Here is a 24,148-nt window from a genome sequence, read left to right on the forward strand (position 1 = left end):
CCGATGTTGCCTGAAATGATGAACGCGGTAATTGCCCGCCAGCCGGGCGGCGCAGAGGTGTTAACGGTGGTAGAACGTACCGTGCCACAACCTGCGGCGGGTGAGGTATTGATTCGCGTCGCCAGCGCGGGCGTTAATCGTCCTGACATTATGCAGCGTAACGGCATGCCAATCCCACCGGGCAGCTCAGATGTATTCGGTCTGGAGGTAGCAGGTAACGTGGTGGCGTTAGGTGCAGGGGTTAGTGGTTTCACCATCGGCGACGCGGTAATGGCGCTGCTGAACGGTGGCGGTTATGCCGACTATTGCGTGGCGCGCGCTGAATTGTGTTTGCAGGTGCCCGATAATCTGCCGTTGGCGCATGCAGCGGGCATCCCCGAAGCGGCATTTACTGTGTGGCACAACCTGTTTGAGCTGGGCCGTTTAGCCCCCGGTGAAACCGTACTGATTCACGGTGCCGCCAGCGGCGTTGGCACCTTTGCCATCCAATGTGCGCACGCCTGTGGTGCACGTGTGGTGGCCACCGCAGGTGGTGCCAACAAAACTGCGGCGCTGCAACAGCTTGGCGTCTGGCGCGCCATCGATCGTCATAAAGAGGATTTTGTCGCGGTGATTGCAGCAGAAACCGCAGGGCAAGGCGTGGATGTGGTGCTGGATAACGTGGGTGGTGATTACGTGGCGCGTAATCTTGGCGTGTTAGCGCAAGGCGGACGTCATGTGAGCTTGTCATTTATGCAGGGTGCGAAGATCGAGCTCGATCTGCAATTGGTGATGCGAAAAGGATTGAGTTTAACCTCTTCCACGCTGCGCCCCAAAAGCGCTGCTGAAAAGGCGCGCCTGGCGACGTGCATCCGCAAACATCTGCTGCCGCTAATCGTAGCAGGCAAAATCTTCCCCATGCTGCATCAAATTTTGCCGCTGGCGCAGGCAGCGGACGCTCATCGTATCCTCGAGGCCAACGCCAACATTGGCAAAGTGTTGCTGAGCGTGGATCAGCAGGGAGCGTTGGCATGATGCAACTGTTTTACGCCACCACCTCTGCCTATGTGCGCAAAGTGATGGTGACTGCGTATTGTCTTGGGCTCACGAATGAGATTGAGCTTCTGGATTCGGCGGCGCATCCGGTTGAACGTGATGAGCGCATCGCCATCGTTAATCCGTTAGCCAAAGTGCCCGCACTGCGAACCGAACAAGGGGCATGTCTCTACGACAGCCGCGTGATTTGCGAATACCTCAATGCTCGCGCGCAAGGCGATTTAATCCCGTCACAGGATGATGCGCGCTGGTTGAGTTTGTCGCGCCAGGCGTTAGGCGACGGTTTGATCGATGCCGCCTTGCTGGCGCGTTACGAGTTCAGTGCCCGCCCATTGGAAAAGCAGTGGCAAGGCTGGGCCGATGCTCAGCTGAAAAAAGTCCATGCGGCGCTACGGGAAATTGAGTGTCAGGTTGCGGGTTTTAGTACGCAGCCTGATGACGTGGGTTTGATTGCCATCGGCTGCGCGCTCGGTTATCTCGATTTCCGCTTCGATGCTCTTAACTGGCGGGCAAACCATCCGCTGACTGCCGCGTGGTTCGCCCTGTTCGATGCCCATCCCGCGATGGCCGCCACGCGCCCGCATTGATCGCCATTAATCGTCATTCGGTCACCCTTTCGGGCGACAACGGCACAGTGACTCAGGAGCTCAGATGACACAGCAGATTTTTTTCCTTAACGGCCCGAACGCTAATCTGTACGGCATGGACAAGAACGGCACTTACGGCAGCGAAAGCTTTGCCAGCATTGATGAACGCTGCCAGCGCCGGGCAGCATCACACAACATCGCACTGCAATTTCGCCAAAGCAATCACGAAGGCGTGCTGGTTGACTGGATTCAGGAAGCGCGTCAGCAGGCTGCCGGATTGATCATTAACGCCGCCGGTTTAACCTACAGTTCGGTGCCGATTCTCGATGCATTGCTGATGTTTGATGGCCCGATCATCGAAGCGCACATGAGTAACATCTGGAAACGCGAGCCGTTCCGCCATCATTCGCTGGTATCAAAAGCCGCCACTGGCGTGATTGCCGGCTTGGGCGTGGTTGGTTACGAACTGGCAATAGATGCGGTAGTTGAGTTGATCAAGGCGAATGCGGCATGAGTATTTTGGTCTTTTACAGCGAGTTCGACAGTTTTGAACAGTGGTCAGCGTTGCTCGCACCGCATCTGCCGGGCGTAACGCTTTGCCGGGCGGAAGAGGTGCAAAACGATGATGAGGTGCATTTCGCGTTGGTGTGGAAGCCGCCGCACGGTTTTTTCGCCCCTTATCGCAAGCTGAAACTGCTTATAAATCTGGGTGCGGGGGTTGATTCGCTGGTCGGGCGCGATGATTTGCCAGATATTCCCATTGTTCGTTTGTCTGACCCGCATATGGCGCGGATGATGGCCAGCTTCGTGCTGTTTGCCGTGCTGCGTTATGTGCGTGACATTCCGGCTTTTGAGCGGGCACAACGTGAACGACGCTGGCATTACCTGCATCCGCGGTCGCCGGAAACCGTGCGCGTTGGCGTGCTGGGATTGGGTGAATTGGGCGCGCACGCCGCGCTTGAGCTGGCGCGCCAGGGATTGGATGTGCGCGGCTGGTCACGATCGCAGAAAACCATCGACGGCATTACCTGTAGCAGCGGAATAGACGCGCTGGATGCTTTCCTCGCCGGCAGCGATATTTTGGTAGTGATGCTGCCGCTCACGCCGCAAACCCAGGGCTTGCTAAGTGCTGAACGACTGGCACGGTTACCGCACGGCTGTGCGTTTATCAATGTGTCGCGCGGGGCGATTGTTGATCAGGCGGCGTTAACGCAGGCGTTGCAGCGTGGACAGATCGCCGAGGCGACGCTGGATGTGTTTGACCGCGAACCGTTGCCGCCCGAAGATGCGCTGTGGGGTATGGATAATGTATTGATTACGCCGCATCTGGCTTCGGTTGCCATTCCGGCCAGCGCGGCACCGCAGGTCGCCGCGAATATCCAGCGCGCCGCACGCGGCGAAGCGGTATTGCATCAGGTCTTCCCGCAGCAGGGGTATTAACCGCTGGTCGCCATTCATGGCGACCAGGGATCTCAAGCCACTCGCACCACTTGCGGATCGAAATAACTCGGTGCCGCCATGCCGGGAATATATTGGTCGGAAATAAACATGCGGCAACGCTCGGCAAAAGCGCTCACCACCCTGGATTGCTGTACCTGCGCCATGGTGGCATAACCCAACTGCATCGCCTTGTTAACCCCCGCCAACCGCACGCGAATCAAGCGTTTACCATCCTGCGACAAATGCGCTTTAGGTCGTACGTTAGCGATACCAAAGCCGACTCCGTTGGCCACCATCGCGCGCACCGTTTCCATACTGCTGGATCGCATCACCACATTTGGCGTCACCCCGGCTTCGCTGAACAAGCCAAGAAAATATTCACGACTCCACGGCATATCCAGCAACACCATCGGCGCAGCAGCCAGATCCTGCATCGAAACCGCGGACTGTGTGGCGAACGGATGATGCTCGCCCACCATCACGTAGGGCGGCAGTTGCGCCAGCGACTGGAAAGTCACATCGCTGGCGGGCACCAAATCATAGGTGAGGGCGATATCGATATCCGCTGAACGCAGCTGCTTTAACAGCAACTCATGATTGCCTTCCACCAGCGAAATACGCACGCCGGGAAAGGCGCGGCCAAAGCCAAACACCAATTCCGGCGTCAACATTGGCGCTAACGTATCGAGGCAACCAACACGCAGCGGGCCGCGTACGTTGTTCATTGATTCCGATGCAATGGTGTAAAGGTTCGACATCTGTTCGAGGATCAGTTTGGCCTCTTTTAATACCTGATGGCCGATAGCGGTGAGTGAAACGCCCTGGGCATGGTGACGCACAAACAGCTGCACGCCAAGCTCAGACTCAATGTGGGTGATGGCGGCGGAAATTGACGGAGAGGAGACGTGAATACGCTCCGAGGCGCCAATAATGCTGCCCGCTTCACCGGAAGCGACAAAATATTCCAGCTGACGCTGGGTGATGCGACTGAGCATGCAGGTTCTCCTGAGATCGCTGACACGCTCATGTCGCGTCAGTCATTCTAATAAGGTCGATTCAACTCAAGCATTTCTCATGCCAAATTCCGACTCACAGCATAATCACCTGTCCTTGCGCCAGCGACCATTCGCGTCTGCCTCACTCCTGCTTCAGAAAATCCTTGTTAAGCAGGCCACTTTTTTAGCCTCAGAAATCCTGATGCAACAGCGAGGGAAATGCTGTTTTACCCCATCTCACCGCAACGGCATTATCGCTTCAACACCCGAGAGCCGCCTTCGCACTGTTTTAGAGCATTGCGACGCGATGGACCAGACGGTGGTGCAAAGCAGCGACAACAGCCATTTCATTCATTGGGGACAAGAATATGTTGCGTAAGATAGGTGCCTTAACGTTATTGACCACGTGTGTATTAAGCGCAGGGAATGCAGTGGCCGCAGATAAGCTGATTGTCAGCACCTGGGGTGGCAGCTTTAAGGATCTGATTGATCAAACTATCGCCAAAGAGTTCACCAAAGAAACCGGCGTAGAAGTGCAGTTCGTCACCGGCGGCACCATCGATCGTTTGAACAAAGCCAAGCTGGCGGGCGGTTCGCCGGAAACTGACGTCACCTTTACCACCGCGCATGTCGGTTATCTGTATGCCAATAGCGGCCTGTTTGAAAAGCTCGACATGAGCAAAATCCCTAACGCAGTGAATCTGGTACAGCAGGCCAAAGTCAGCCCGTATCACCTTGGCGTGTGGGGCTACGTTTACACCATCGGCTACCGTCCAGATTTAGTGCCGAAGGGCGAAGAATTTACCAGCTGGAACGATCTGTGGCGTCCGGAACTGAAGAGCTCGATTGCGCTGCCAGATTGGGATCCGAGCCATATCATCGCGGTGTCCGCCAAACTTTCTGGCTCGGACGCAGCGCATTGGGAACAAGGCCAGTCCAGGCTGAAAGCGCTGATCCCGAACATCAAATCCTTCTATACCGATGATGCCAACAGCCAGCAGCTGATCTCCACAGGTGAAACGCCGGTACAGGTGATGCTGTCGATGAACGCCTACAGCATGATTGCAGAAGGCGTCAACATTAAGCTGGCAGTGCCAAAAGAGGGCGCGATTTTGGGCGTCGATACCGTCGGTATCAATAAAGGCAGCAAACATGCGGAACTGGCCTACAAGTTCATAAATATCGCGCTGAAACCGGAAATCCAGCAGGAAGTGGCGAAAATTTATCGCGGCAGCCCAACGGTGACCAATGCGCATATCGATCCAGAACTGGCGAAGCTGCCTGGGATGCTGACCACGCCTGAGCAGTGGAATGCCACCATCAACACCGATCCGCAACTGCGCGCGGAGAAAACCGCCGAGTGGCGGCAGTGGTTCTCTGAAAACATCATGTCACATTGATAAATAGCGGCGGCCGATTGGCCGCCCGGTGAGTCGCAACACTTTATTCAGGCAGCAACGTCTATGACGAAAAAACCGACATTCTTACCCTGGTTCATTATCCCCGCTACGTTCACGGCGCTTGGGCTGGTGGTGGCCATGTTTGCCGTGATGCAGTTTAGCGTGCGGGCCTATATTCCTGGATCGCTTGATGTAGGCGGATTCACGCTGGCGAACTTTAACGGTCTATTCAAGAAAATCTATGCCGATGCGTTTATCAACACGGTGATGCTCAGTGCGAAAACGGCGATTTTTGGGCTGCTGATGAGTTATCCGCTGGCGTATGCGCTGGTGAGAACGCGCACCACCTGGATCAAATCCACCATCTTGATTATCGCCATTACGCCGCTGTTTCTCGGCGAAGTGGTACGGACATATTCGTGGATCATCGTGCTGGGCAACAGTGGCTTTCTCAACAGCCTGATGTTGGCAATGGGTCTGATCAATAAGCCGAGCCAGTTTATGTTTACCCAAACCGGCGTGGTAGTCGCGCTGGTGCATGTGACCATGCCAATCATGGTGATGATGCTGGCGACTGCGCTGTCGCACATCAATCCTGATTATGAGAAAGCCGCCACCAGTCTGGGGGCAGGGCCGATTCGCACCTTGATGACGGTGACCATTCCGTTGTCGATTCCCGGTATCGTTTCCAGCCTGACCACCGCGTTTGCCTGGACGTTCAGCGCCTTCGCTACGCCGCAACTCATTGGTGGCGGACGCGTCAGCACCGTGGCTACCATGGTGTATCAACTGGGCTTCTCTTCAATGAATTTTCCGTTTGCCGCTGCGCTCAGCATTGCCGGTTTGATTTTGACCATTCTGCTGTTGATGGCGCTGAAACGTATGAGCCGCTTCCTCCATGCGATGGGAGACCACTGAAATGACCCGATCCCTCAACGACAAATTGATTACCCTGGCGGGACGCTCGCTGGTGATTGCGATTTTGTTGTTCGTGTTGCTGCCAACCATTGTGGTGTTGATCTCTTCCTTCAGTAGCACCTCGGTGCTGTTCTTCCCACCGAAAGGCTGGTCGCTGCGTTGGTTTGAGCGTGCAGTGAACTACGATGACTTCCGCCACGGCTTCTATTCGGGGTTGATTGTGACAGCATGGGCCTCAACGCTGGCGGTAATTATTGGCGCCACGCTGGCGATTGCCATTGAACGTTACACTTTCCCCTGTAAACAGGTGCTGGAAGGCGTGCTGTTGTCACCGCTGTTTATTCCGCACTTCACCATTGGCCTCGGCTTACTGATGCTGGTCTCGCAGTTGGGCATTGGACGCGGTTATTCACTGGTGATCTTCTGCCATGTTGTGCTGGTGCTGCCGTTTGTGCTGCGCAGCGTGTATGTGTCGCTGAAAAACCTTGAGCAACGTATTGAAATGGCGGCTGCAAGCTTCGGCGCTTCGCCGTTGCGCGTGGTATGGACCATAACCGTGCCGTTGATTTTACCGGGTTTGTTTGGCGGTTGGTTATTTGCCGCAATTCTCTCCTTCAACGAATTTACCGCTTCGCTGTTTATCACCACGCAAGCGACGCAGACCTTACCGGTGGCAATGTACAACTATGTGCGTGAATTTGCCGACCCAACGCTGGCTGCACTGTCGGTTATTTATATTGCCGTAACGGCGACGATGTTAATTATCGCGAATAAGTTTTTAGGCTTGGGGAGAATATTGAACGTCGAAGCAGGGCATTAATGTATTCGCACGAAATGCTGTGCTTATTGAATAGCACAGCATTTATTAATCTGAATAGTAGTCATCCGGCACCTGATTACTCTTTTCCATGAAAAGATCGGGGTCGATCATCTTTAGGGATCTCACATGTCAGTAGAAAAAATTAATACCGTGGTGGTCGGAGCGGGTCAGGCAGGTATTGCGATGAGTGAACATCTGTCGTTAATGGGCGTGCCACATGTGGTGTTAGAGCGTAGCCGTATTGCTGAACGCTGGCGTTCAGAACGTTGGGATTCATTGGTGGCCAATGGCCCAGCCTGGCACGATCGTTTTCCTTCAATGAAATTCGATAATATTTCCCAGGAAGCGTTCCCACCGAAAGAGCGGATGGCGCAATATTTCGAAGACTACGTAAAAATGCTCGATGCGCCGGTGCGCACCGGCGTGGAAGTCCATTCGGTTGAGCGTCTACCAGAACGTAGCGGTTTTAAGATACTGACGTCGGACGGTGAATTTGAAGCTGACAATGTGGTGGCGGCTACCGGTCCTTTCCAGAAACCCGCTTTTCCACAGATCGTGCCGGAAAGCGCTGCGCTGCATCAGATCCATTCATCGGCGTATAAAAATCCGCAGCAGCTGCCGCAGGGCGGCGTGCTGGTGGTGGGCGCAGGTGCTTCAGGCTCACAAATTGCCGAAGAGTTGCGTAAATCTGGCCGTGAAGTGACGCTCTCCATCGGCGAACATTACCGTCCGCCACGTTCCTATCGTGACCGCGATTATTGCTGGTGGCTGGGCGCGCTGGGCTTATGGGATGAAGTCAAAATCAAGCCGAAGAAACAGCACGTTGCTTTTGCCGTGAGTGGTTATGAAGGTGGCAAAACGGTCGATTTTCGCCGACTGGCGCACATGGGCATTACGTTGGTGGGGATCACCAAAACCTGGGATAACGGCGTGCTGAGCTTTGCTGAGGGTATAATGGACAATATTGCTGAAGGCGACAAAGCGTATTTCGACGTACTGCGTGATGCCGATGCCTATATTGAACGTAATGGCCTGGACTTACCGCCCGAGCCGCAAGCATGGGAATTATTGCCAGATCCAGAATGTTTAATTAATCCATTATCAGAACTGGATCTACAGGCTGCAGGTATTACCAGCATTATCTGGGCCACCGGTTTTAAATTTGATTTTAGTTGGCTGAAAGTGGATGCCTTTGATGCTAATGGTGCGCCGTTCCATAAACGCGGTATTTCCGCCGAACGGGGTATTTACTTCCTTGGCTTGCCCAATCTGGTGAATCGCGCATCATCGTTTATTTATGGCGTATGGCACGATGCCAAATATATTGCCGACCATGTGGTTTTACAAAACGCCTACACCGATTATAAAAAGTCGTAAAAATCTCCGTGAGATCGCCGTTAATGGCGCCCCTAGAAAAGACAATAAAAAAGCCGGACAGTGTCCGGCTTGATTCACTTCTGGCGGGAATTACAGCGCCATATCCTGTTTGCCTGATTCAGTACGCGGCTTAGCCTGCGTTGGTGCAACCGTCTGATCACCCATGTTGATGACCGGCGGCTTGGTCAACAGCAGCGTCGCTGCGGTGTTGTCCCAAACTTGCTGCGTCAGCGCGGTGTTGCCGTTCAGCTTCTGACCGAAGCTTGGCACGATAGCGCGGATCTTCTGCTGCCACTCTGGCGAAGCGAACTGCTCTGGGAACAGCTTTTTCATCACGTCGAGGGTGATTGGTGCAGCAGTCGATGCGCCCGGTGACGCGCCTAACAGTGCCGCCAGGGTTTTCTGCTGATCGGTCACGATTTCGGTACCCAGTTTCAGCAAGCCACCTTTTTCGGCATCTTTCTTGATGATCTGCACACGTTGACCTGCCTGAATCAGTTTCCAGTCCTCTTTACGCGCGTTTGGATAGTACTCTTTCAGCGCCGCAAAACGGTCGTCGTCATTCAGCATCACCTGACCAATCAGGTATTTCACCAGGTCGAAGTTGTCGATGCCCACATGCGTCATCGGCATGATGTTGCTGGTGGTGGTCGCGCTCAGCAGATCGAACAGCGAACCGTTTTTCAGGTACTTGGTGGAGAAGGTGGCGAAAGGTCCAAACAGCACCACTTTCTTACCGTCGAGGGTACGTGAATCGATGTGTGGAACCGACATCGGTGGCGCACCTACGGAAGCCTGACCGTACACTTTTTCCAGGTGACGATTAGCGATCTCTGGGTTCTCGGTCATCAGGAACGAACCGCCGACCGGGAAGCCGCCGTAGTTATCTGCTTCCGGAATGCCGGTTTTCTGCAGCAGCTTAATCGCGCCGCCGCCAGCACCGATGAACACGTATTTCGCATCAACTGAACGCTTATCGCCGCTCTTCACATCTTTAATAGTGACGTGCCACGAGTTATCGCCGTTACGCTTGAAATCAGTGACTTCTGACGAGGTTTCCAGCTTGAAGTTCTGATCTTTCTTCAGGCTACCGATCAGCTGACGGGTGATTTCACCGTAGTTAACATCGGTGCCGACTGGCGTCCAGGTTGCCGCAACTTTCTGGTTCGGGTCACGACCTTCCATCACCAGCGGCGCCCATTGCTGGATCTGCTGATGATCGGTAGAGAATTTCATGCCCTGGAACAGGGTGGTTTTCTGCAGCGCATCGTAACGCTTTGTCAGGTACTCGACGTTTTTGTCGCCCCAGACGAAGCTCATGTGCGGCGTAGAGTTAATGAAGGAGTGCGGATCGTGCAACACACCGCGCTGCACCTGCGACGTCCAGAACTGGCGCGAAATCATGAAGGATTCGTTAATTTCCAGCGCTTTGCTAACGTCGATTGAACCGTCTGCACGCTCGGGCGTGTAGTTCAGCTCCATGTTAGCAGAGTGACCCGTACCGGCGTTGTTCCAGCCGTTGGACGATTCCAGCGCGACGCCGTCCAGCTTCTCAACCATCAGCTGTTTCCAGCCCGGTTGCAGCTCTTGCAGCCAGGTGCCGAGCGAGGCGCTCATGATGCCGCCGCCAATCAGCAGAACGTCAGTTTTTTCTGGTGCGTCTTCAGCGCGAACCGCTGATGAGACAAGCAGCGCTGCCAGCGATAGGGCAGACACGATCTTTTTGGTGTGAGTCATTCCAGTCCTACTTATTATGCAATGCAGGTGAACGTTAAAAATTCGGTTTGCACATTAAGAGATTGTTACGGAATGATTAACTTGTTTTTAGTTAATAAAGTATTGGTGTTAATTAATTAACTTAAAAAAATAAAATAGCGTGAAATATAAGCAGAAGGGGGAATTAATCGGAGATAAACCGCTTAAGCTGCGCGGTTATTCTTTATATCGGTAGACGCGACTTAGGTCAAATAAAACTCCTGCTATTTTACGCACATTGCGTAGCGGCGCGATTCATCGCGCAATCAATTGCGCCGCTACAAAGCGTGCGCGAAGTTTTTGCTGTTCATGGCGACCAACTTAGCTACTGCACATTTCATAAAACATCACTTCACGAAGCGTGTTCGTTCCTCGCGCACAAACTGATTTACCCTAACGTCTCTAATGACTTGTTTTACTTTTCGCGTGGGCAACGGCATGGCTAACAAAACACTGTATGAAAAACTGATCGATCAGCATGTGGTTCGTAAGTTAGATGATGAAGGGCATGTGCTGCTCTATATTGATCGCTCGATTCTCAATGAATACACCAGCCCGCAGGCGTTTAGCGGCCTGCGCGATCACCAGCGTCTTGTGCGCAATCCGGGCACCATTTTGCTGAATGTCGATCACGTTAACCCAACGCGCCCCGAGCGTGATGAGGCGATGACCGACGCGGGCGGACAGTTACAAGTCGATTACTTCCGCCAGAACGCCGCGCATTTTGGCATCGAACTGTTCGATGTGCTTGATCCGCGACAAGGCATCGAACACGTCGTCGCACACGAGCAAGGCCTGGTAATGCCCGGTATGGTGATTGCCGCAGGCGACAGCCATACCACCACTTACGGCGCGTTTGGCGCGCTCGGTTTCGGCATCGGCACTTCGGAAATCGAGCACCTGCTGGCGACGCAAACCCTGATTTATCGGACCCTTAAAACCATGCTGGTAACGGTGAGCGGTGAGCTGCCGTTTGGGTGTTCGGCGAAGGACATCATCATGGCGCTGATCGAGCAGATTGGTGCATCAGGCGCGACCGGATTTGCCATTGAATTTGCCGGTGTTGCCATCGAAGCGCTGAGCATGGAAGGGCGCATGACGCTGTGCAACATGGCAGTGGAAGCCGGTGCGCGCGGTGCGATTATCGCGCCGGATGAAAAAGTGTTTGCCTATATCGCCGGCAAACCGCAAATGCCGACCGGCGAGTTGTGGCAGCAGGCCGTTGCGGAGTGGCGCGATTTACGCAGCGATGCGGACGCGCGTTTCGATAGCCGCATCGCTATCGACTGCAGCGATCTTGAACCCAAAGTGACATGGGGAATCAGCCCGGATCAAGCCAGTGCCATTACCGGCCACGTGCCCGACCCGGCGCAGGAAACAGATGCGGTGAAACAGCAGACGCTGCGGAGCGCGCTGCAATATATGGGGCTGGAACCCGGCACGCCGTTGGCGGAGATCGCCATCACGCATGCCTTTATTGGTTCCTGCACCAACGGGCGCATTGAAGATCTGCGCGCTGCCGCCGCGATTATCGACGGACACAAAATCGCCCCGCACGTGCGTGGCATTATCGTGCCGGGATCGACGCAGGTGCGTCAGCAAGCAGAAGCGGAAGGGTTAGCCGCGATTTTCGTCAACGCCGGTTTTGAATGGCGTCAATCGGGCTGCTCAATGTGCCTGGCGATGAACGAAGATGTGTTAGCGCCCGGCGATCGCTGTGCGTCCGGCACCAACCGCAATTTCCCTGGCCGCCAGGGCGCGGGTGCGCGCACGCACTTAATGAGCCCGGCGATGGTCGCCGCCGCCGCGATTGCCGGCCATCTGGTTGATGTCCGCAAATTCATGACTGCAGAGGTTTGAGATGGAAGCATTTAACAACATGACGGGCACGCTGGCGCCACTACCGGCGGCCAATATTGATACCGATGTGATCATGCCAAAGCAGTTTCTCAAAGGCATCGATCGTAAGAATTTGGATCGCGGTGTGTTCTTCGACCTGCGCTTCCTGCCCGACGGCCGCCCAAATCCCGCTTTCATTCTTAATCAAGCCGGTTGGGAAAACGCCGCCTTCTTACTGGTGGGCGCCAATTTCGGCTGCGGCTCCAGCCGCGAACATGCGGTGTGGGGACTCAATCAGCTCGGTATCCGCGCCATTATCGGCACCAGCTTTGCCGGCATCTTCGACGATAACTGCCAGCGCAATGGCGTTTTGACGCTGACGTTATGCGAAGAGGATTATCAGCGCCTAAGCGAGGTTGCGAACAATGCCGCCAGTAATCGCATTACCGTGTCGCTGGAACAACAGGCAATCCTCTTTAATAATCAACGCATTGCCTTTTCGATCAGTGCCTTAAAACGCGAGATGTTATTGGGCGGCGGCAGCGCGGTGGACTGGACGTTGCAGTACGAATCCGACATTACACAGTTTGAAGCGCAGCATTTTGCTCAGCGTCCGTGGCTGAAGCGCGATCAAATCCAACAGGACGCACCAGCATGAGTGAGATTACGCCACGCGGTGATTCACCCTTTATTGACGGCTTTACGCTGAGCGATGTGCGTCTGGCGAACGGCGTGACGCTGCGCGTTGCGATGGGCGGCGAAGGTCCGCCACTGCTGATGCTGCACGGACATCCGCAAAATCATCTGGCGTGGCGCAAAATTGCACCGCAGCTGGCGCAGCAGTATCGCGTAATCCTGCCGGATCTGCGCGGTTACGGCGACAGCGACAAGCCGCCGAGTGATGAGGCGCATCGCGCTTACTCGAAACGGGTGATGGCGCAGGATATCAGCCTGTTAATCGAGGAGTTGGGATTAGAGCGCGTGGCGTTTGTCGGGCACGATCGCGGTGCACGCGTGGGCCATCGACTGGCGCTCGATCATCCAGAAAAACTCTCCTGCTGCGTGTTTGTTGATATTGCGCCGACCGCGACCATGTACGCCTTAACCAACAAAGCGTTTGCCACGCGCTATTTCTGGTGGTTCTTCCTGATTCAACCTTATCCATTACCTGAAATCCTGATCGGCCACGATCCGGCATTATTCCTGCGTAAACACATTGATGGGCAATTAAAAACGCCGGGCGCCACCGAGGTGGTCATCTTCAACGATTACCTGCGCTGTTATCAAAATAAAGAGATGATTCACGCGGTGTGCGAAGATTATCGCGCCGCGGCGACGATTGATTTAGACGATGATGCGCAGGACAGCGCTAAACGCATTGAAGCGCCGCTTCTGTTGTTATGGGGAGAAAAGGGCACGGTTGGCCAGTTATATAACGTGGTGGAAACCTGGCGGGATAAAGCGCGCAATATTCAGGGCAACGCATTACCTGGCGGTCATTCACCGCATGAGGAAGTGCCTGAACTGTTTTTAAGTCAGCTTCAGCGCTTTCTGGATTCTGTGTTATAACCGGCTAAATTTCGCTAACGCCGTGATGGTGATGAAAATACTGCTTGCCGGAAAAAGTTATCAGAAGCCGCTTCAAGGTTGGCCGTCGGTCGAAGATCTGTATGTCTTTATCAGCGTAGCGCGCTATGAAGGTTTTGGCCGAGCTGCGATTGAGCTCGGCCAGTCGCCATCCTACATCAGCAAGCGGATTGCCATCCTCGAAAAGCAGCTGGAAACCCGGCTGTTTTTCCGCACCAACCGCGTGATGCGCCTGACGCCAGAAGGTGAAAAGGCGCTGGAAGGTGCGTTGCACGTGGTGCACGAAATGGATTCCTTCCTGAATAACTTTCAGCAGTGGCGCGGCGAATTAACCGGCGATTTGACTGTGGCCTGTTCATTTGGCTTTGGCCAGGATTATTTGTCCGATGCGATTGCCGAATTTATGACGCGTCATCCGTCACTGAACATCAAATTGATGCTCAGCGATCGCGATATTGATTTATTGCAGTCAGGCACTGACGTCGATATTCGGGTGGGTGATGATGTGAATCACTCTTACATTGCACGAAAATTAGCCGCCAATCGGCGTATTCTTTGTGCTACGGCAGATTATTTAGCCCGGTCGCGTCCACTGGAGACGCTGGATAATTTAATCGATCACAGCTGTCTTATTATTAATGAGAATAATAATACCTTTGGACACTGGACGTTAACGGACGGCGAAAATAAAATCGTTTGTCGCCTGAATAGCCATTACTCATCTAATAGCGGAAAAGTGATTCTGAATTGGGCATTAAAATCGCACGGGATTGCGTTGCGTTCTGCCTGGGATGTGGCGCCGTATTTAAGCGAAAACCAATTGCTGCACGTATTACCTCAATGGTATCAGGAAGCGAATATCTGGGCGGTTTACACGCAGCGTGCTTCTGAATCGCCGCGCATTAAAGTGTTTATTGATTTTCTTGCCGACTATTTTGCAGAAAAAAGCCTGCCGATGATGAAGGGTAAATTATAAATACCCTAAATAATTCGAGTTGCAGGAAGGCGGCAAGTATGTGAATCCCAGGAGCTTACATTAGTAAGTGACTGGGGTGAACATGCGCGGCCAACGCTCCTGCAACTTGAAGTATGACGGGTATTAGCATTAGCCATAAGCCACTTTGCTATTGATATGATACAACGTTGCGGTAGCGGCCATGACGTGCTGACCATCGTGCGCCGGTTCGTGGGATTCCACTTCGGTGATGTGATAACCCACCGCACCGGCAGCAAGGGCTTTCTGCACAAAGGCGTCATTCAGCTCTTCCATTGAAGTCGCCCAGCTCACCGAAGTAAAGCCTACCGGATGAATCGATGAAAGTTCGCGATGGGTTAAATCCCCGCGAATTAAAACCGGTTTAACGGATTGCGGTGTGAAAATAGATATTACGTCATTAATTAATTGTTTCATGGCGATACTCCTCGCAAATAATAACTGAGCCAATGGCCGCAGCTACGAATCTTTCAATTGTCGGTAATGTGCTGACACCCTAAATGTTTACGGCGAGTGATGATTGCCGGTGAAGTTAATAAACACCTTTTCAGGTTAAGCGTTTTAGCTTTAATTGCTAATTAGATGTTAAGAAAGATTCAGCCACAACTCATTCAACCTTGCGCGACTATTTTTGCATCTGGTTACATTTGGTGTGTTAACCCTAACAGTCGACAGGAAGTTGAATATAAAGCCTGATCGTAGCGGCGCGATTTATCGCGCAATGAACTGCGCCGCTACAATCCCTGCGCTTTATGTCATCGGCAGATTAAAATTCGCGCTGCCCGCCCAATTCAATGACCCGATTCGGTGGGATATTGAATTGCTCATGTGCGCGCTGCGCATTGCGCTGGCAGAAGTGGAAAATACCGCCTTTAATGCGCATCAAACCTTTTCTCTTCTTCATCACCAGCGTGTCGTGCGAGGTGAAGAACGAGGCTTCATTGACGGTACAACCCAATCCTTCCAGTCCGCACAAATGCAGGATCTCGGCCATCGATGGCGTCTCGCGCCAGCCGTAAGCGGCGGTCACTTGCCAGAACGTTGGCGACAATTGAGTGATGCTCAGACGCTTCTGGTTATAGACGCGTGGGATATCGGTGGTGCGAATATGCAGCAGCACCACACGTGTATGCAGCACGCGGTTGTGTTTAAGGTTATGTAGCAGCGCCTGCGGAATCTCATGCTCTTTACGTGAGAGGAAGATTGCGGTGCCCGGCACACGACTGGGCGGATGGGTTTCCAGCGATCGCACCAGCGCCTGCAGGCTCTCAGGATCGTTATTCAACTTGCGGATCAGGCGGTTACGCTCGCTGCTCCAAATGAGCATTAATCCCATCATGCTCAGCGCCAGCAGCACCGGCACCCAACCGCCGGACAGCAGTTTCATCAGGTTAGCGCTGAACAGCGGGACATCAATGCTTAACATACACAGCAGGAAAACCAGCGCCACCGGCAGCGGCCACTTCCAGTTACGCAGCGCTACCACGCCCGCCAGACACGCGGTGATCACCATGGTGCCGGTCACCACTATGCCGTACGCCGAAGAGAGCGCTGATGATTGTCGGAACGCCAGCACAATCACCGTCACCGCGACAAACAGCAGCCAGTTCACCACCGGAATATAGATCTGACCGGATTCCGTGTGCGAGGTGAAGATGATGCGCATCGGCGGCAAAAATCCCTGACGGATCGCCTGATGCGTCAGCGTATACACGCCGGTAATCACCGACTGCGCGGCGATCACCGTGGCCAGCGTTGACAGCACAATCAGCGGGATCTGTCCCCAACCCGGCGCGAGATTAAAGAACGGATTATTGAGAGCCTGCGCATCGGCAATGACCAGCGCGCCCTGCCCAAAGTAGTTGAGCACCAGCGCGGGCATGGCGATCACCAACCAGGCCATGCGAATCGGCGCTTTGCCCAGATGTCCCATATCGGCGTACAGCGCCTCCGCGCCGGTCACCGCCAGCACCACCATGCCCAGCGCGGCAAACGAAAGCGCTTTGTGGCTAAGCAGGAACGTCAGCGCATAGGAGGGATTCAGCGCGTAAAGCACTTCAGGATTAAGCAGGATGCCGCGAATGCCTAACAGGGCAATCGACACAAACCAGACAAACATCACCGGGCCGAAAACCTTACTGACCTTCTCGGTGCCGTGTTTTTGAATCATAAACAGCAGCGTGAGAATCGCCACTGCCAGCGGCACCACATATTTATCCAGCTCAGGTGACACCACTTCGATACCTTCGATCGCCGACAGCACCGAAATCGCCGGCGTGATCACGCCATCGCCGTAGAAGAACGCGCCGCCAATCAAGCCTGCTAACACAATGATGTGTGAGGCTCTCGGCCCGACATGCTGGCGTGCCAGCGACATCAGCGTTAATACGCCGCCTTCGCCATCATGATCGGCGCGCATCACAAAGCAGACGTATTTCAGCGTCACGATCAGCGTCAGCGCCCAGAAAATCAGCGACAAAAATCCCATCACTGCGGTGGTGGAGACGGCACCATTAGGCAAAATGGAGAGGCACTCCTTAAGGGTATAAAGCGGGCTGGTGCCGATATCCCCAAACACGATCCCCGCGGCCGCCAGCATGCCAGCAGGCAAGGACTGTTTTTCACTTTGACTCATAGATTTCCTGTGGTTTATCAGGGTTGAGGCTAATGAGGGCGAACATACCTGTTTGCGACCGAAGCGAACAGTGGCAGGCGAATTTACGTACAGCATTTTTACGCGTAACGCCGATATTTTTACACCATTTTTATATCGCGCTCATTTTTCACGCTGAGCGTAGTGGAATATTTGACTGCGCACTGAGGCCCAAATATCACATTTAAACATATATAAACCAATGCTCACTGGAGCGGTTTTACCCGCAGGAAAGCACAGGGCATTTATTCATCATTTACCCACGCGAGCATAGATTCTAGCCAGCTAAATGCACAGTTTTTCCTGTAACGAACCGGTGGGTTAAAAAATATGAATACAGTACTCATAACGGGTGCAACTGGATTTTTGGGCGGTGCGGTCGCGGTTAATCTGCTCAAGAAAAGTGATCATTACAAACTACTTTTATTAGTGCGGGCTAATAGTCAAGCTGCAGGATTAGAGCGAATTAAGGAAAACCTGATTAAATTTGGCGTTGAAGCCGGTCAATTAAACAGGCTCACCCACGAGAACATCTTAATAGGCGATCTTGCTGAGCCGGAACGGTTTATTGACGATGCGCGCTTGACCAAGGTTACGCATGTGCTTAACTGCGCCGCTGTCGCCTCGTTTGGCGCGAATCCCCTGATTTGGAAAGTCAATGTAGAAGGCACCTTTGCATTTGCCAGTCGTATGGCGCGGGTGAAAGGGCTCAAGCGCTTTGTGCATGTCGGTACCGCTATGTCGTGTGCGCCCGAAGCCAATTCGCTGGTGGTGGAAAGTGAGTTGAATACGCTGCGCGAACAACACGTTGTGGAATATACGTGGAGTAAAGCGACGGTTGAAAGAATGATGAGCGAGATGTTACCTAATCTGCCCTTAGTCATCGCGCGACCATCCATTGTGGTGGGGCATTCGGACTGTGGCTGTGCGCCGTCCCCAAGCATTTTTTGGGTATTTCGCATGGTGCTCACGTTAGGCAAATTTATGTGTGAGCTGAATGACCGTATTGATGTGGTGCCGGTCGATTACTGTGCCGATGCGCTGGAGTTGTTATTGACGGCTCCCAACGTGGAGAAGACGATTATTCATATTTCAGCGGGTGAAAATAGCAGCGTCACGTTTGCTGAGATTGATCAGGCGATGGCACAAGCCTCGGGACACGTTGCGGTGGCCGAAACGTATCAGAAAGTGAATTACCGTGAACTGGCAGCGAGCAGGAGCTCATTTTCTTCGCTGTTTGGTCCCTGTAATGAACGCATCTTATTACGCGCCATGAATCTGTATGGACATTTTTCAAAACTGAATGTGGTGTTCAGCAATGAAAAATTGCTGGAGCTGGGTATGCCGCCATCGTCAAAGTTTACTGACTATTTGCATCATTGTGTCGCTTCAACGCGTAATGCAACTATTGCGGAATTGATGGAGGTCGATTTTAAATAAGCTGAAACTGCGCAGTTAATATCTGCGCAGTTTTTGCCGAATTACCAGCCTTTAATAATATCGCCTTTGTAGATCTCGTTCGCTTTATCCAGCACTTCCTGTGACTGGAAGGCTTGTTTCAGCTTCTGCACGTTGGCGCTGTCTTTATTATCTTCACGCGCCACAATCGCATTCACGTAAGGTGAGGCTTTGCCTTCCATAAACATACCGTCACGCGAGGCAGAGAGATTAACCAGCGCGGCGAAGTTGTTGTTGATGATCGAAAGATAAACCTGCGGATCGTCCAGCGTACGCGCCAGCTGCGGTGTATCCACCTCAACAATTTTCAGCTTCTTCGGATTGTCGGTGATATCCAGCGTGGTTGGCAGCAGGCCCGCTTCCGGTTTCACTTTGATCAAGCCCTGCGCCTGCAACAGCAGCAGGCTGCGGCCGAGCGTGGTGGCTTCGTTGGAGAGGGTCACGGTGGCGCCGTCAGGCAACGCTTTCAGCGTTTTAATCTTGCGCGAGTAGCCTGCAATCGGGAACACGAAGGTGTTGGTGACCACGGCGAAGTGGTAGCCGCGCTCTTTGGATTGCATCTCCAGATAAGGCAGGCTCTGGAAGGCGTTGGCATCGACATCTTTGTTGAACAGCGCTTCATTCGGCTGCACGTAATCATTGAAGGCCACCACATCGACATCCAGCTGATATTTGTCGTGCGCAACTTGCTTCACGGTATCCCACAGCGCCTGGTCAGGTCCGGTATTAATGGCCACTTTGATTTGATTTTCATCATCTTTGTTGCAGCCACTAAGCAGCGCCACGGATGCAGCCAGCAGCGTCGTGAGTAAAATTTTCTTCATTGCGCGGATTCCCTTTAAACTTAGAGAACGGACTATAATGGATGTTTAGACGTCTGTACATCCATCCGCAGCGCGTTTGCTTACAATTCGTTCAGGAGAGAGACTTCTGCAAGCAGGCAATATATTTCTCGCCCGACTGCATCACGATCCGCTGCGCGTCTGCGACAATTTCTCGCTGCTCGAACGCGCCGTATAAGCGCGAAAATTTTAGCGCCGCCAGCCGACGCATAATATCGCTGACTGCCGCCGCCGGTAACGGCAGCATATTTGGATAGCTCCACATAAATGACACCGCATCCGCGCCGGGCGTAACTTGCACGATATCGCCACTCAACAGCACGCCGTCATCGTGCGTCCAATGCAATACGCATCCGCCAGCAAAATGCCCGCCAAGGCGGACCAGTTTCACTTCCGGCACAATTTCCAGCTCGTCATTTTGCCAAAGATGAATGTGCGGGCTGTCGCGCATAATCCATTCACTATCGTTAGCATGCAGATAGATCGGCGCGTCGAATGCCGCTGCCCAATCCTGCATGGTGCTGTAATAGTGCGGATGCGAAATAGCGATGGCGTGAATACCACCGAGCGCGGTAACAATCGCTTTGGTGGCATTATCGAAATTGGCGATGCAATCCCACAGAACATTGCCGTGCGGCGTTTGCAGCAGAAACGCGCGTTGATTAATAGCAAAGCTGGGCACGGTTTGCAGACTGAACAGGTTGGCAGCGTGCTGCTGCCATTTATTGCAGTGTGTGGCTTGCAGGCTATGCAGTGAAGTCCATTTTTGCCCGCTGGCCGGCACAAACTGTCGTTCATCTTCACATATTTTGCAGTGTTCGATTTGACTCTGTTGCTCATCGTAAGATGTGCCGCAGGCGGTGCAGACTTTTATCATCATGAATTCCTCTCGTCTATTTGAGATTCATTCTAGAAGCCGAAATCAGGGCGTGCGCAGATCATTACAGATTGTATTGAGGACGTTGCACCGCATTTGGGGTGGAAGAGGAAAGTGGGCATTCCGTAGAGTCGCCATTTATGGTGACCAGGTGCGCATGCATGCGCACCCTACGAAATCGGGCGTAAATACTGGCATTGTGAAGTTAAAGTTGCGGCTGTAACTGATAAATCCACGCCATTATTTGCTCGCCATTGCTGGTGGTGACATCAACTTCCACGCGATCGTAGCCATCTTCAAACTCATCCAGCATCGGCCAATGCGGTTCAAGTTTCTCTGAGATAAACAGATAACCTGGCACGCGTGGGCCGTTTTCCTGCAACACAATGCCGGGGAAATCTGCTGCTGCGCCCCAGCCGCGTTCATAAAAGGTGCCTGAAACCGTTCCCGCCAGCCATTCGCCACCGATGTTTTCCAGAATATGCGCATTTGAATGGCCGGGCTGGAGCGTACCGTAAACAAATAAACGTTTCATTTTCCCTCATAAAATCAAGCAAAGGCGGTACTTTAACTCTCGGCGTTAGCGATGTCATCGACCGCCCAATATGCGATGTGCATTGCCGTAAAAATGACTATTCTGAAGGACCCGCGATGAGAGGTAAAAGATCAATGTTGAATAGTTCGAGCATTTGTCGCTGCAATATAAAACGCTATCCGCAATCCGCTCAGTTTGATGGCAAAAGGTTTAACAATAAGATCCCACGCCAGCAGTTAGGATTAACTGAGTTCGCCAAACTATTCTGGGATTTTGCCTTTAACAAACCGAAAAATACCGCACCTGAATCTGCGCTGCCGCTCATCAAACTCGACGCGCAGCAACTTGCGGCGGCGGCGGATAACAGCGTATTTCGCCTTGGCCACTCATCATTGCTATTTAAAATGCAGGGCAAATACTGGCTGACCGATCCGGTATTTACGCAGCGCGCTTCACCCTTTACGTGGTTTGGCCCCAAACGCTTCCAGCCTGCGCCAATTGCGCTTGAAGATTTGCCGACTATTGAAGGGATCATTCTTTCGCATGATCATTATGACCATCTGGATTATCACACCATTTTGCAGCTCAAAGATCGCGTGCGCTATTTCCTAACGCCGCTGGGTGTCGGTGATTTACTGATATCCTGGGGCGTTGCGCCGGAAAAAATCACCCAGCTGGATTGGTGGGAATCAAAGAATATCGGCGGTATTCATTTTGTCGCCACGCCATCGCAGCATTTTTCTGGCCGTGGCATGTTCGACAGTAATAAGCGGCTGTGGTGCTCATGGAGCATTATCAGCGATGATTTCCGCCTGTTCTATGGCGGGGATTCCGGTTATTTCGATGGTTTCAAACACATCGGTAATAAATTCGGCCCGTTCGATATGGCCTTCCTGGAAAACGGTGCGTATGACCGCCGCTGGGCCGATATTCATATGCTGCCACAAGACACCATCAAAGCCTTTATTGACCTTAACGCGAAATGGCTGTTCCCGATTCACAATGCCGCTTTCGATTTAGCGTTTCATGCATGGAATGATCCGCTTAATCAAATAGTGACGCTGGCGCAGGAACAGCAGATTAATGTGTCGATGCCACAACTCGGGCAAGGCGTGCAATTTTTGCAGCCGCAGCAAGAGAAAAAGTGGTGGTAAATGATGCCCGATTGCCAGGCAATCGGGTTATCCGGTTATTTCGTCATACAGGTTACGCAGGCGCGTGCGTAGAAATAGCACCGCTTTGTGCTTGCGCGACAATAACGTCTGCACGCTGCTGCCACTCTCTTGCGCCAGCTGGTTAAAGCTGTAGCCAAGCAGTTCGGTTTTCTCGAATACCTCGCGCTGCGCGTCAGGTAATTCGGCTAAGGCTTCTTCCAGTTCTTCCCACAGTAGCGTTTTCAGATACTCATCTTCCGGCGTCTGCGGCACGCCAAATAAAGTCTCTGCCAACTCATCTTCCGGGAAATCCTGCTCTTCGCGATCACCAAAATAATCAGCGAGCGGCAGCTCACGTTTTTTCCGCGCCCGGTCGGTCATTTCATTGCGTGCCGCCCGGAACAGCCAGGCGGCGACATTCTCCACCGGCTGTTCCACCTGCATCAGCTTATAAGTGACTTCCTGCAAGATATCGTCGGCATCTTCACGTACCGCGGTTCGCCCGCGAATGAACGCATTCAGCTTAGTGCGGCAGGCGGTGATTGCCGACATCAGCAGTGAATCCTGCGCCATCACGCTTACCCGGCGTCGCTGGATTTGGGCGGATTATTCTCTGGCTGCGGACGCGTTTCACCTCGCTCATCACAACGACCATGCCAGTCGCAACGATCGTGATGACCACGATGACCAAAGCGATTGCGGCGATGCTGCATAAACTCTTCGCGTTGTTCCGGCGTCATCTGCATCCAACGTTCGTGCATGCGGCGACGCGCCATGCCGAACATGCCCGGACGGAATCCCAAACCGCCAAACAAGATGCGGCACAACGCCAGCAAGCCCAGCGCCTGCCAGAAACCGATGCTTTTCACACCGATGATGCCCGGCAGCAACGCATTCCACAGCGACATCACCAACAAGCCCAGCGCGGCGATAATCACCGCGCCCATCAGCAGCGGTTTCGCCAGGCGATGACCGCCAAAATGATCCCGATGACCGTGTCTGTGCATATCAAAATCTCTCAATGTTTTGTCCTCATGACATTAACGGATAACTGCTGGTGATGAGGTAGACGAATGAGCAGTGAGAATATTGCTGAAAAAAACGTAAAAAAGAAAAAGGCCGCCGGATGGCAGCCTCGCGTTATGGATTTTTTACTGCTGAATCAGCGCCTGGCTTTATCGCGGCGTGGACGAATAACAATATCTGCAATCTGCGTATCTTCCGGACTATCCACAATAAACCGCACGGCGCGCGCCACCGAACTCGCATCGAGATACTCCTGCGGATTGATCGGCGCATGGTTACCCGCGCGGGCACGCGAGGCTTGATTCATCGGCGTATCGGTTGGGCCGGGCGCGACTGTCGCGACCCGCACGCCATGTTCGCTCTCTTCGCTACGCAGCGCATGCGCCAGCGCGGTAAGGGCAAATTTGGAGGCGGAGTAAATGACGTGTCCCGCTAACGCCAGCGTCCCCGAACCGGAGTTGATAAACACCACTTTGCCCTGTGAGGCGCGCAGGGCGGGCAAGGTTAAGCGCGTGAGTTCTGCAGGCGCAATGACATTAATGTTCAGGTGTTGTTGCCACAGTTCTGGCGTGGCGGAGAAGGTAGTGCTGAGAATCGAGATCGCCGCCGAATGCACCAGTACATCAACCCGATTTAATGTGGCGGTGAACGCGGCCACGGCGGCAAAATCTGTGATATCCAGTGCAACCGGAATTACATTGGTGACCTGTTCTAAAGCCTGCAACGTTTGCTGATTGCGCCCAATCGCGTAAACCTGATGGTCGGCCGCCAATAACTTCACGGTTTCCAGGCCAATGCCGCTGTTGCCGCCGGTGACAATCGCGACCGGTAATACTGATGCTGTCATAAGTTCCTC

Annotated in this window: 25 protein-coding genes; 15 read left to right on the forward strand and 10 right to left on the reverse strand. The window is 53.2% G+C overall.

Annotation, left to right across the window (positions count from 1 at the left end; all coding sequences use genetic code 11):
- Positions 1 to 3: 3 nt before the first annotated feature.
- The 4 genes from DEU53_RS09555 to DEU53_RS09570 all read left to right on the forward strand — a co-directional run bounded on the left by DEU53_RS09555 (position 4) and on the right by DEU53_RS09570 (position 3,062).
- Positions 4 to 1,014: an NAD(P)H-quinone oxidoreductase gene (locus tag DEU53_RS09555; RefSeq protein WP_110866843.1), complete on the forward strand. Its 1,011-nt coding sequence runs from the start codon at positions 4 to 6 to the stop codon at positions 1,012 to 1,014.
- A complete protein-coding gene (locus DEU53_RS09560; protein WP_110866844.1) occupies positions 1,011 to 1,622 on the forward strand; it encodes a glutathione S-transferase N-terminal domain-containing protein in 612 nt (203 codons plus the stop codon). The genes DEU53_RS09555 and DEU53_RS09560 overlap by 4 nt, the downstream gene beginning before the upstream one ends.
- Positions 1,623 to 1,686: 64 nt before the next feature.
- Positions 1,687 to 2,136, forward strand: coding sequence for a type II 3-dehydroquinate dehydratase (locus tag DEU53_RS09565; RefSeq protein WP_110866845.1), 450 nt, complete (start codon positions 1,687 to 1,689; stop codon positions 2,134 to 2,136).
- Positions 2,133 to 3,062 (forward strand): glyoxylate/hydroxypyruvate reductase A, encoded by a 930-nt coding sequence (locus tag DEU53_RS09570; RefSeq protein ID WP_110866846.1) that lies wholly within the window; start codon positions 2,133 to 2,135, stop codon positions 3,060 to 3,062. The genes DEU53_RS09565 and DEU53_RS09570 overlap by 4 nt, the downstream gene beginning before the upstream one ends.
- A gap of 32 nt (positions 3,063 to 3,094) precedes the next feature.
- Here DEU53_RS09570 and DEU53_RS09575 read toward each other — a convergent pair whose 3' ends face one another.
- Entirely contained in the window at positions 3,095 to 4,057 is a 963-nt protein-coding gene (locus DEU53_RS09575; protein WP_101761546.1) for a LysR substrate-binding domain-containing protein, read from the reverse strand.
- A 79-nt stretch (positions 4,058 to 4,136) separates the two neighbouring features.
- Between DEU53_RS09575 and DEU53_RS22940 the strand changes: the two genes are divergently transcribed.
- From DEU53_RS22940 to DEU53_RS09595, 5 genes are all read left to right on the forward strand, one after another.
- Positions 4,137 to 4,436, forward strand: coding sequence for a hypothetical protein (locus DEU53_RS22940; RefSeq protein ID WP_146222850.1), 300 nt, complete (start codon positions 4,137 to 4,139; stop codon positions 4,434 to 4,436).
- Complete coding sequence (locus tag DEU53_RS09580; protein WP_110866847.1) at positions 4,426 to 5,457, forward strand: polyamine ABC transporter substrate-binding protein; 1,032 nt, start codon at positions 4,426 to 4,428, stop codon at positions 5,455 to 5,457. The genes DEU53_RS22940 and DEU53_RS09580 overlap by 11 nt, the downstream gene beginning before the upstream one ends.
- A gap of 63 nt (positions 5,458 to 5,520) precedes the next feature.
- Entirely contained in the window at positions 5,521 to 6,375 is an 855-nt protein-coding gene (locus DEU53_RS09585; RefSeq protein ID WP_110866848.1) for an ABC transporter permease, read from the forward strand.
- A 1-nt stretch (position 6,376) separates the two neighbouring features.
- On the forward strand, positions 6,377 to 7,195 hold the full coding sequence (locus DEU53_RS09590) for an ABC transporter permease (protein WP_110866849.1): 819 nt from the start codon (positions 6,377 to 6,379) through the stop codon (positions 7,193 to 7,195).
- 126 nt (positions 7,196 to 7,321) lie between these two features.
- Positions 7,322 to 8,572: an NAD(P)/FAD-dependent oxidoreductase gene (locus DEU53_RS09595; protein WP_110866850.1), complete on the forward strand. Its 1,251-nt coding sequence runs from the start codon at positions 7,322 to 7,324 to the stop codon at positions 8,570 to 8,572.
- 90 nt (positions 8,573 to 8,662) lie between these two features.
- On the opposite strand, the gene mqo is transcribed toward DEU53_RS09595, so the two are convergent.
- Positions 8,663 to 10,309, reverse strand: a complete 1,647-nt coding sequence (gene mqo / locus DEU53_RS09600) for a malate dehydrogenase (quinone) (protein WP_110866851.1) — start codon at positions 10,307 to 10,309, stop codon at positions 8,663 to 8,665.
- A 456-nt stretch (positions 10,310 to 10,765) separates the two neighbouring features.
- Between mqo and leuC the strand changes: the two genes are divergently transcribed.
- Genes leuC through DEU53_RS09620 form a run of 4 tightly spaced genes read left to right on the forward strand, consistent with a single transcriptional unit; the run spans position 10,766 to position 14,729 of the window.
- Positions 10,766 to 12,187: a 3-isopropylmalate dehydratase large subunit gene (gene leuC, locus DEU53_RS09605; protein ID WP_110866983.1), complete on the forward strand. Its 1,422-nt coding sequence runs from the start codon at positions 10,766 to 10,768 to the stop codon at positions 12,185 to 12,187.
- 1 nt (position 12,188) lies between these two features.
- On the forward strand, positions 12,189 to 12,824 hold the full coding sequence (leuD, locus tag DEU53_RS09610) for a 3-isopropylmalate dehydratase small subunit (RefSeq protein ID WP_110866852.1): 636 nt from the start codon (positions 12,189 to 12,191) through the stop codon (positions 12,822 to 12,824).
- Positions 12,821 to 13,735, forward strand: a complete 915-nt coding sequence (locus DEU53_RS09615; protein WP_110866853.1) for an alpha/beta fold hydrolase — start codon at positions 12,821 to 12,823, stop codon at positions 13,733 to 13,735. Before leuD ends, DEU53_RS09615 begins: the two co-directional genes overlap by 4 nt.
- A gap of 31 nt (positions 13,736 to 13,766) precedes the next feature.
- On the forward strand, positions 13,767 to 14,729 hold the full coding sequence (locus tag DEU53_RS09620) for a LysR substrate-binding domain-containing protein (RefSeq protein ID WP_110866984.1): 963 nt from the start codon (positions 13,767 to 13,769) through the stop codon (positions 14,727 to 14,729).
- A gap of 129 nt (positions 14,730 to 14,858) precedes the next feature.
- On the opposite strand, the gene DEU53_RS09625 is transcribed toward DEU53_RS09620, so the two are convergent.
- Together DEU53_RS09625 and kup are read right to left on the reverse strand one after the other, a co-directional pair.
- Positions 14,859 to 15,164: a DUF1471 domain-containing protein gene (locus tag DEU53_RS09625; RefSeq protein ID WP_110866854.1), complete on the reverse strand. Its 306-nt coding sequence runs from the start codon at positions 15,162 to 15,164 to the stop codon at positions 14,859 to 14,861.
- Positions 15,165 to 15,513: 349 nt separating this feature from the next.
- Positions 15,514 to 17,382 carry a low affinity potassium transporter Kup gene (kup, locus tag DEU53_RS09630; RefSeq protein WP_110866855.1) on the reverse strand — a complete coding sequence of 623 codons (1,869 nt, stop codon included), beginning with the start codon at positions 17,380 to 17,382 and terminating at the stop codon, positions 15,514 to 15,516.
- Positions 17,383 to 17,730: 348 nt separating this feature from the next.
- Here kup and DEU53_RS09635 point away from each other — a divergent pair, with 348 nt between their 5' ends.
- Positions 17,731 to 18,840, forward strand: a complete 1,110-nt coding sequence (locus DEU53_RS09635; protein ID WP_110866856.1) for an SDR family oxidoreductase — start codon at positions 17,731 to 17,733, stop codon at positions 18,838 to 18,840.
- 41 nt (positions 18,841 to 18,881) lie between these two features.
- Here the strand turns inward: DEU53_RS09635 and DEU53_RS09640 are convergent, their stop codons facing one another.
- From DEU53_RS09640 to DEU53_RS09650, 3 genes are all read right to left on the reverse strand, one after another.
- Positions 18,882 to 19,682 carry a MetQ/NlpA family ABC transporter substrate-binding protein gene (locus DEU53_RS09640; RefSeq protein ID WP_110866857.1) on the reverse strand — a complete coding sequence of 267 codons (801 nt, stop codon included), beginning with the start codon at positions 19,680 to 19,682 and terminating at the stop codon, positions 18,882 to 18,884.
- A 91-nt stretch (positions 19,683 to 19,773) separates the two neighbouring features.
- On the reverse strand, positions 19,774 to 20,577 hold the full coding sequence (locus tag DEU53_RS09645; protein WP_199559699.1) for an MBL fold metallo-hydrolase: 804 nt from the start codon (positions 20,575 to 20,577) through the stop codon (positions 19,774 to 19,776).
- A gap of 205 nt (positions 20,578 to 20,782) precedes the next feature.
- Entirely contained in the window at positions 20,783 to 21,112 is a 330-nt protein-coding gene (locus DEU53_RS09650; RefSeq protein WP_110866859.1) for a gamma-glutamylcyclotransferase family protein, read from the reverse strand.
- A 134-nt stretch (positions 21,113 to 21,246) separates the two neighbouring features.
- Here DEU53_RS09650 and DEU53_RS09655 point away from each other — a divergent pair, with 134 nt between their 5' ends.
- Positions 21,247 to 22,266, forward strand: a complete 1,020-nt coding sequence (locus DEU53_RS09655; RefSeq protein WP_110866860.1) for an MBL fold metallo-hydrolase — start codon at positions 21,247 to 21,249, stop codon at positions 22,264 to 22,266.
- Between the two features lie 27 nt (positions 22,267 to 22,293).
- On the opposite strand, the gene DEU53_RS09660 is transcribed toward DEU53_RS09655, so the two are convergent.
- From DEU53_RS09660 to DEU53_RS09670, 3 genes are all read right to left on the reverse strand, one after another.
- Positions 22,294 to 22,839 (reverse strand): RNA polymerase sigma factor, encoded by a 546-nt coding sequence (locus DEU53_RS09660; protein WP_110866861.1) that lies wholly within the window; start codon positions 22,837 to 22,839, stop codon positions 22,294 to 22,296.
- 5 nt (positions 22,840 to 22,844) lie between these two features.
- Positions 22,845 to 23,288: a hypothetical protein gene (locus tag DEU53_RS09665; protein ID WP_370445558.1), complete on the reverse strand. Its 444-nt coding sequence runs from the start codon at positions 23,286 to 23,288 to the stop codon at positions 22,845 to 22,847.
- A 140-nt stretch (positions 23,289 to 23,428) separates the two neighbouring features.
- Positions 23,429 to 24,139: an SDR family oxidoreductase gene (locus DEU53_RS09670; protein ID WP_110866863.1), complete on the reverse strand. Its 711-nt coding sequence runs from the start codon at positions 24,137 to 24,139 to the stop codon at positions 23,429 to 23,431.
- Positions 24,140 to 24,148: the final 9 nt, after the last annotated feature.

It is taken from the genome of Pantoea sp. AG1095, assembly GCF_003208415.1.
Classification (GTDB): Bacteria; Pseudomonadota; Gammaproteobacteria; order Enterobacterales; family Enterobacteriaceae; genus Pantoea; species Pantoea leporis.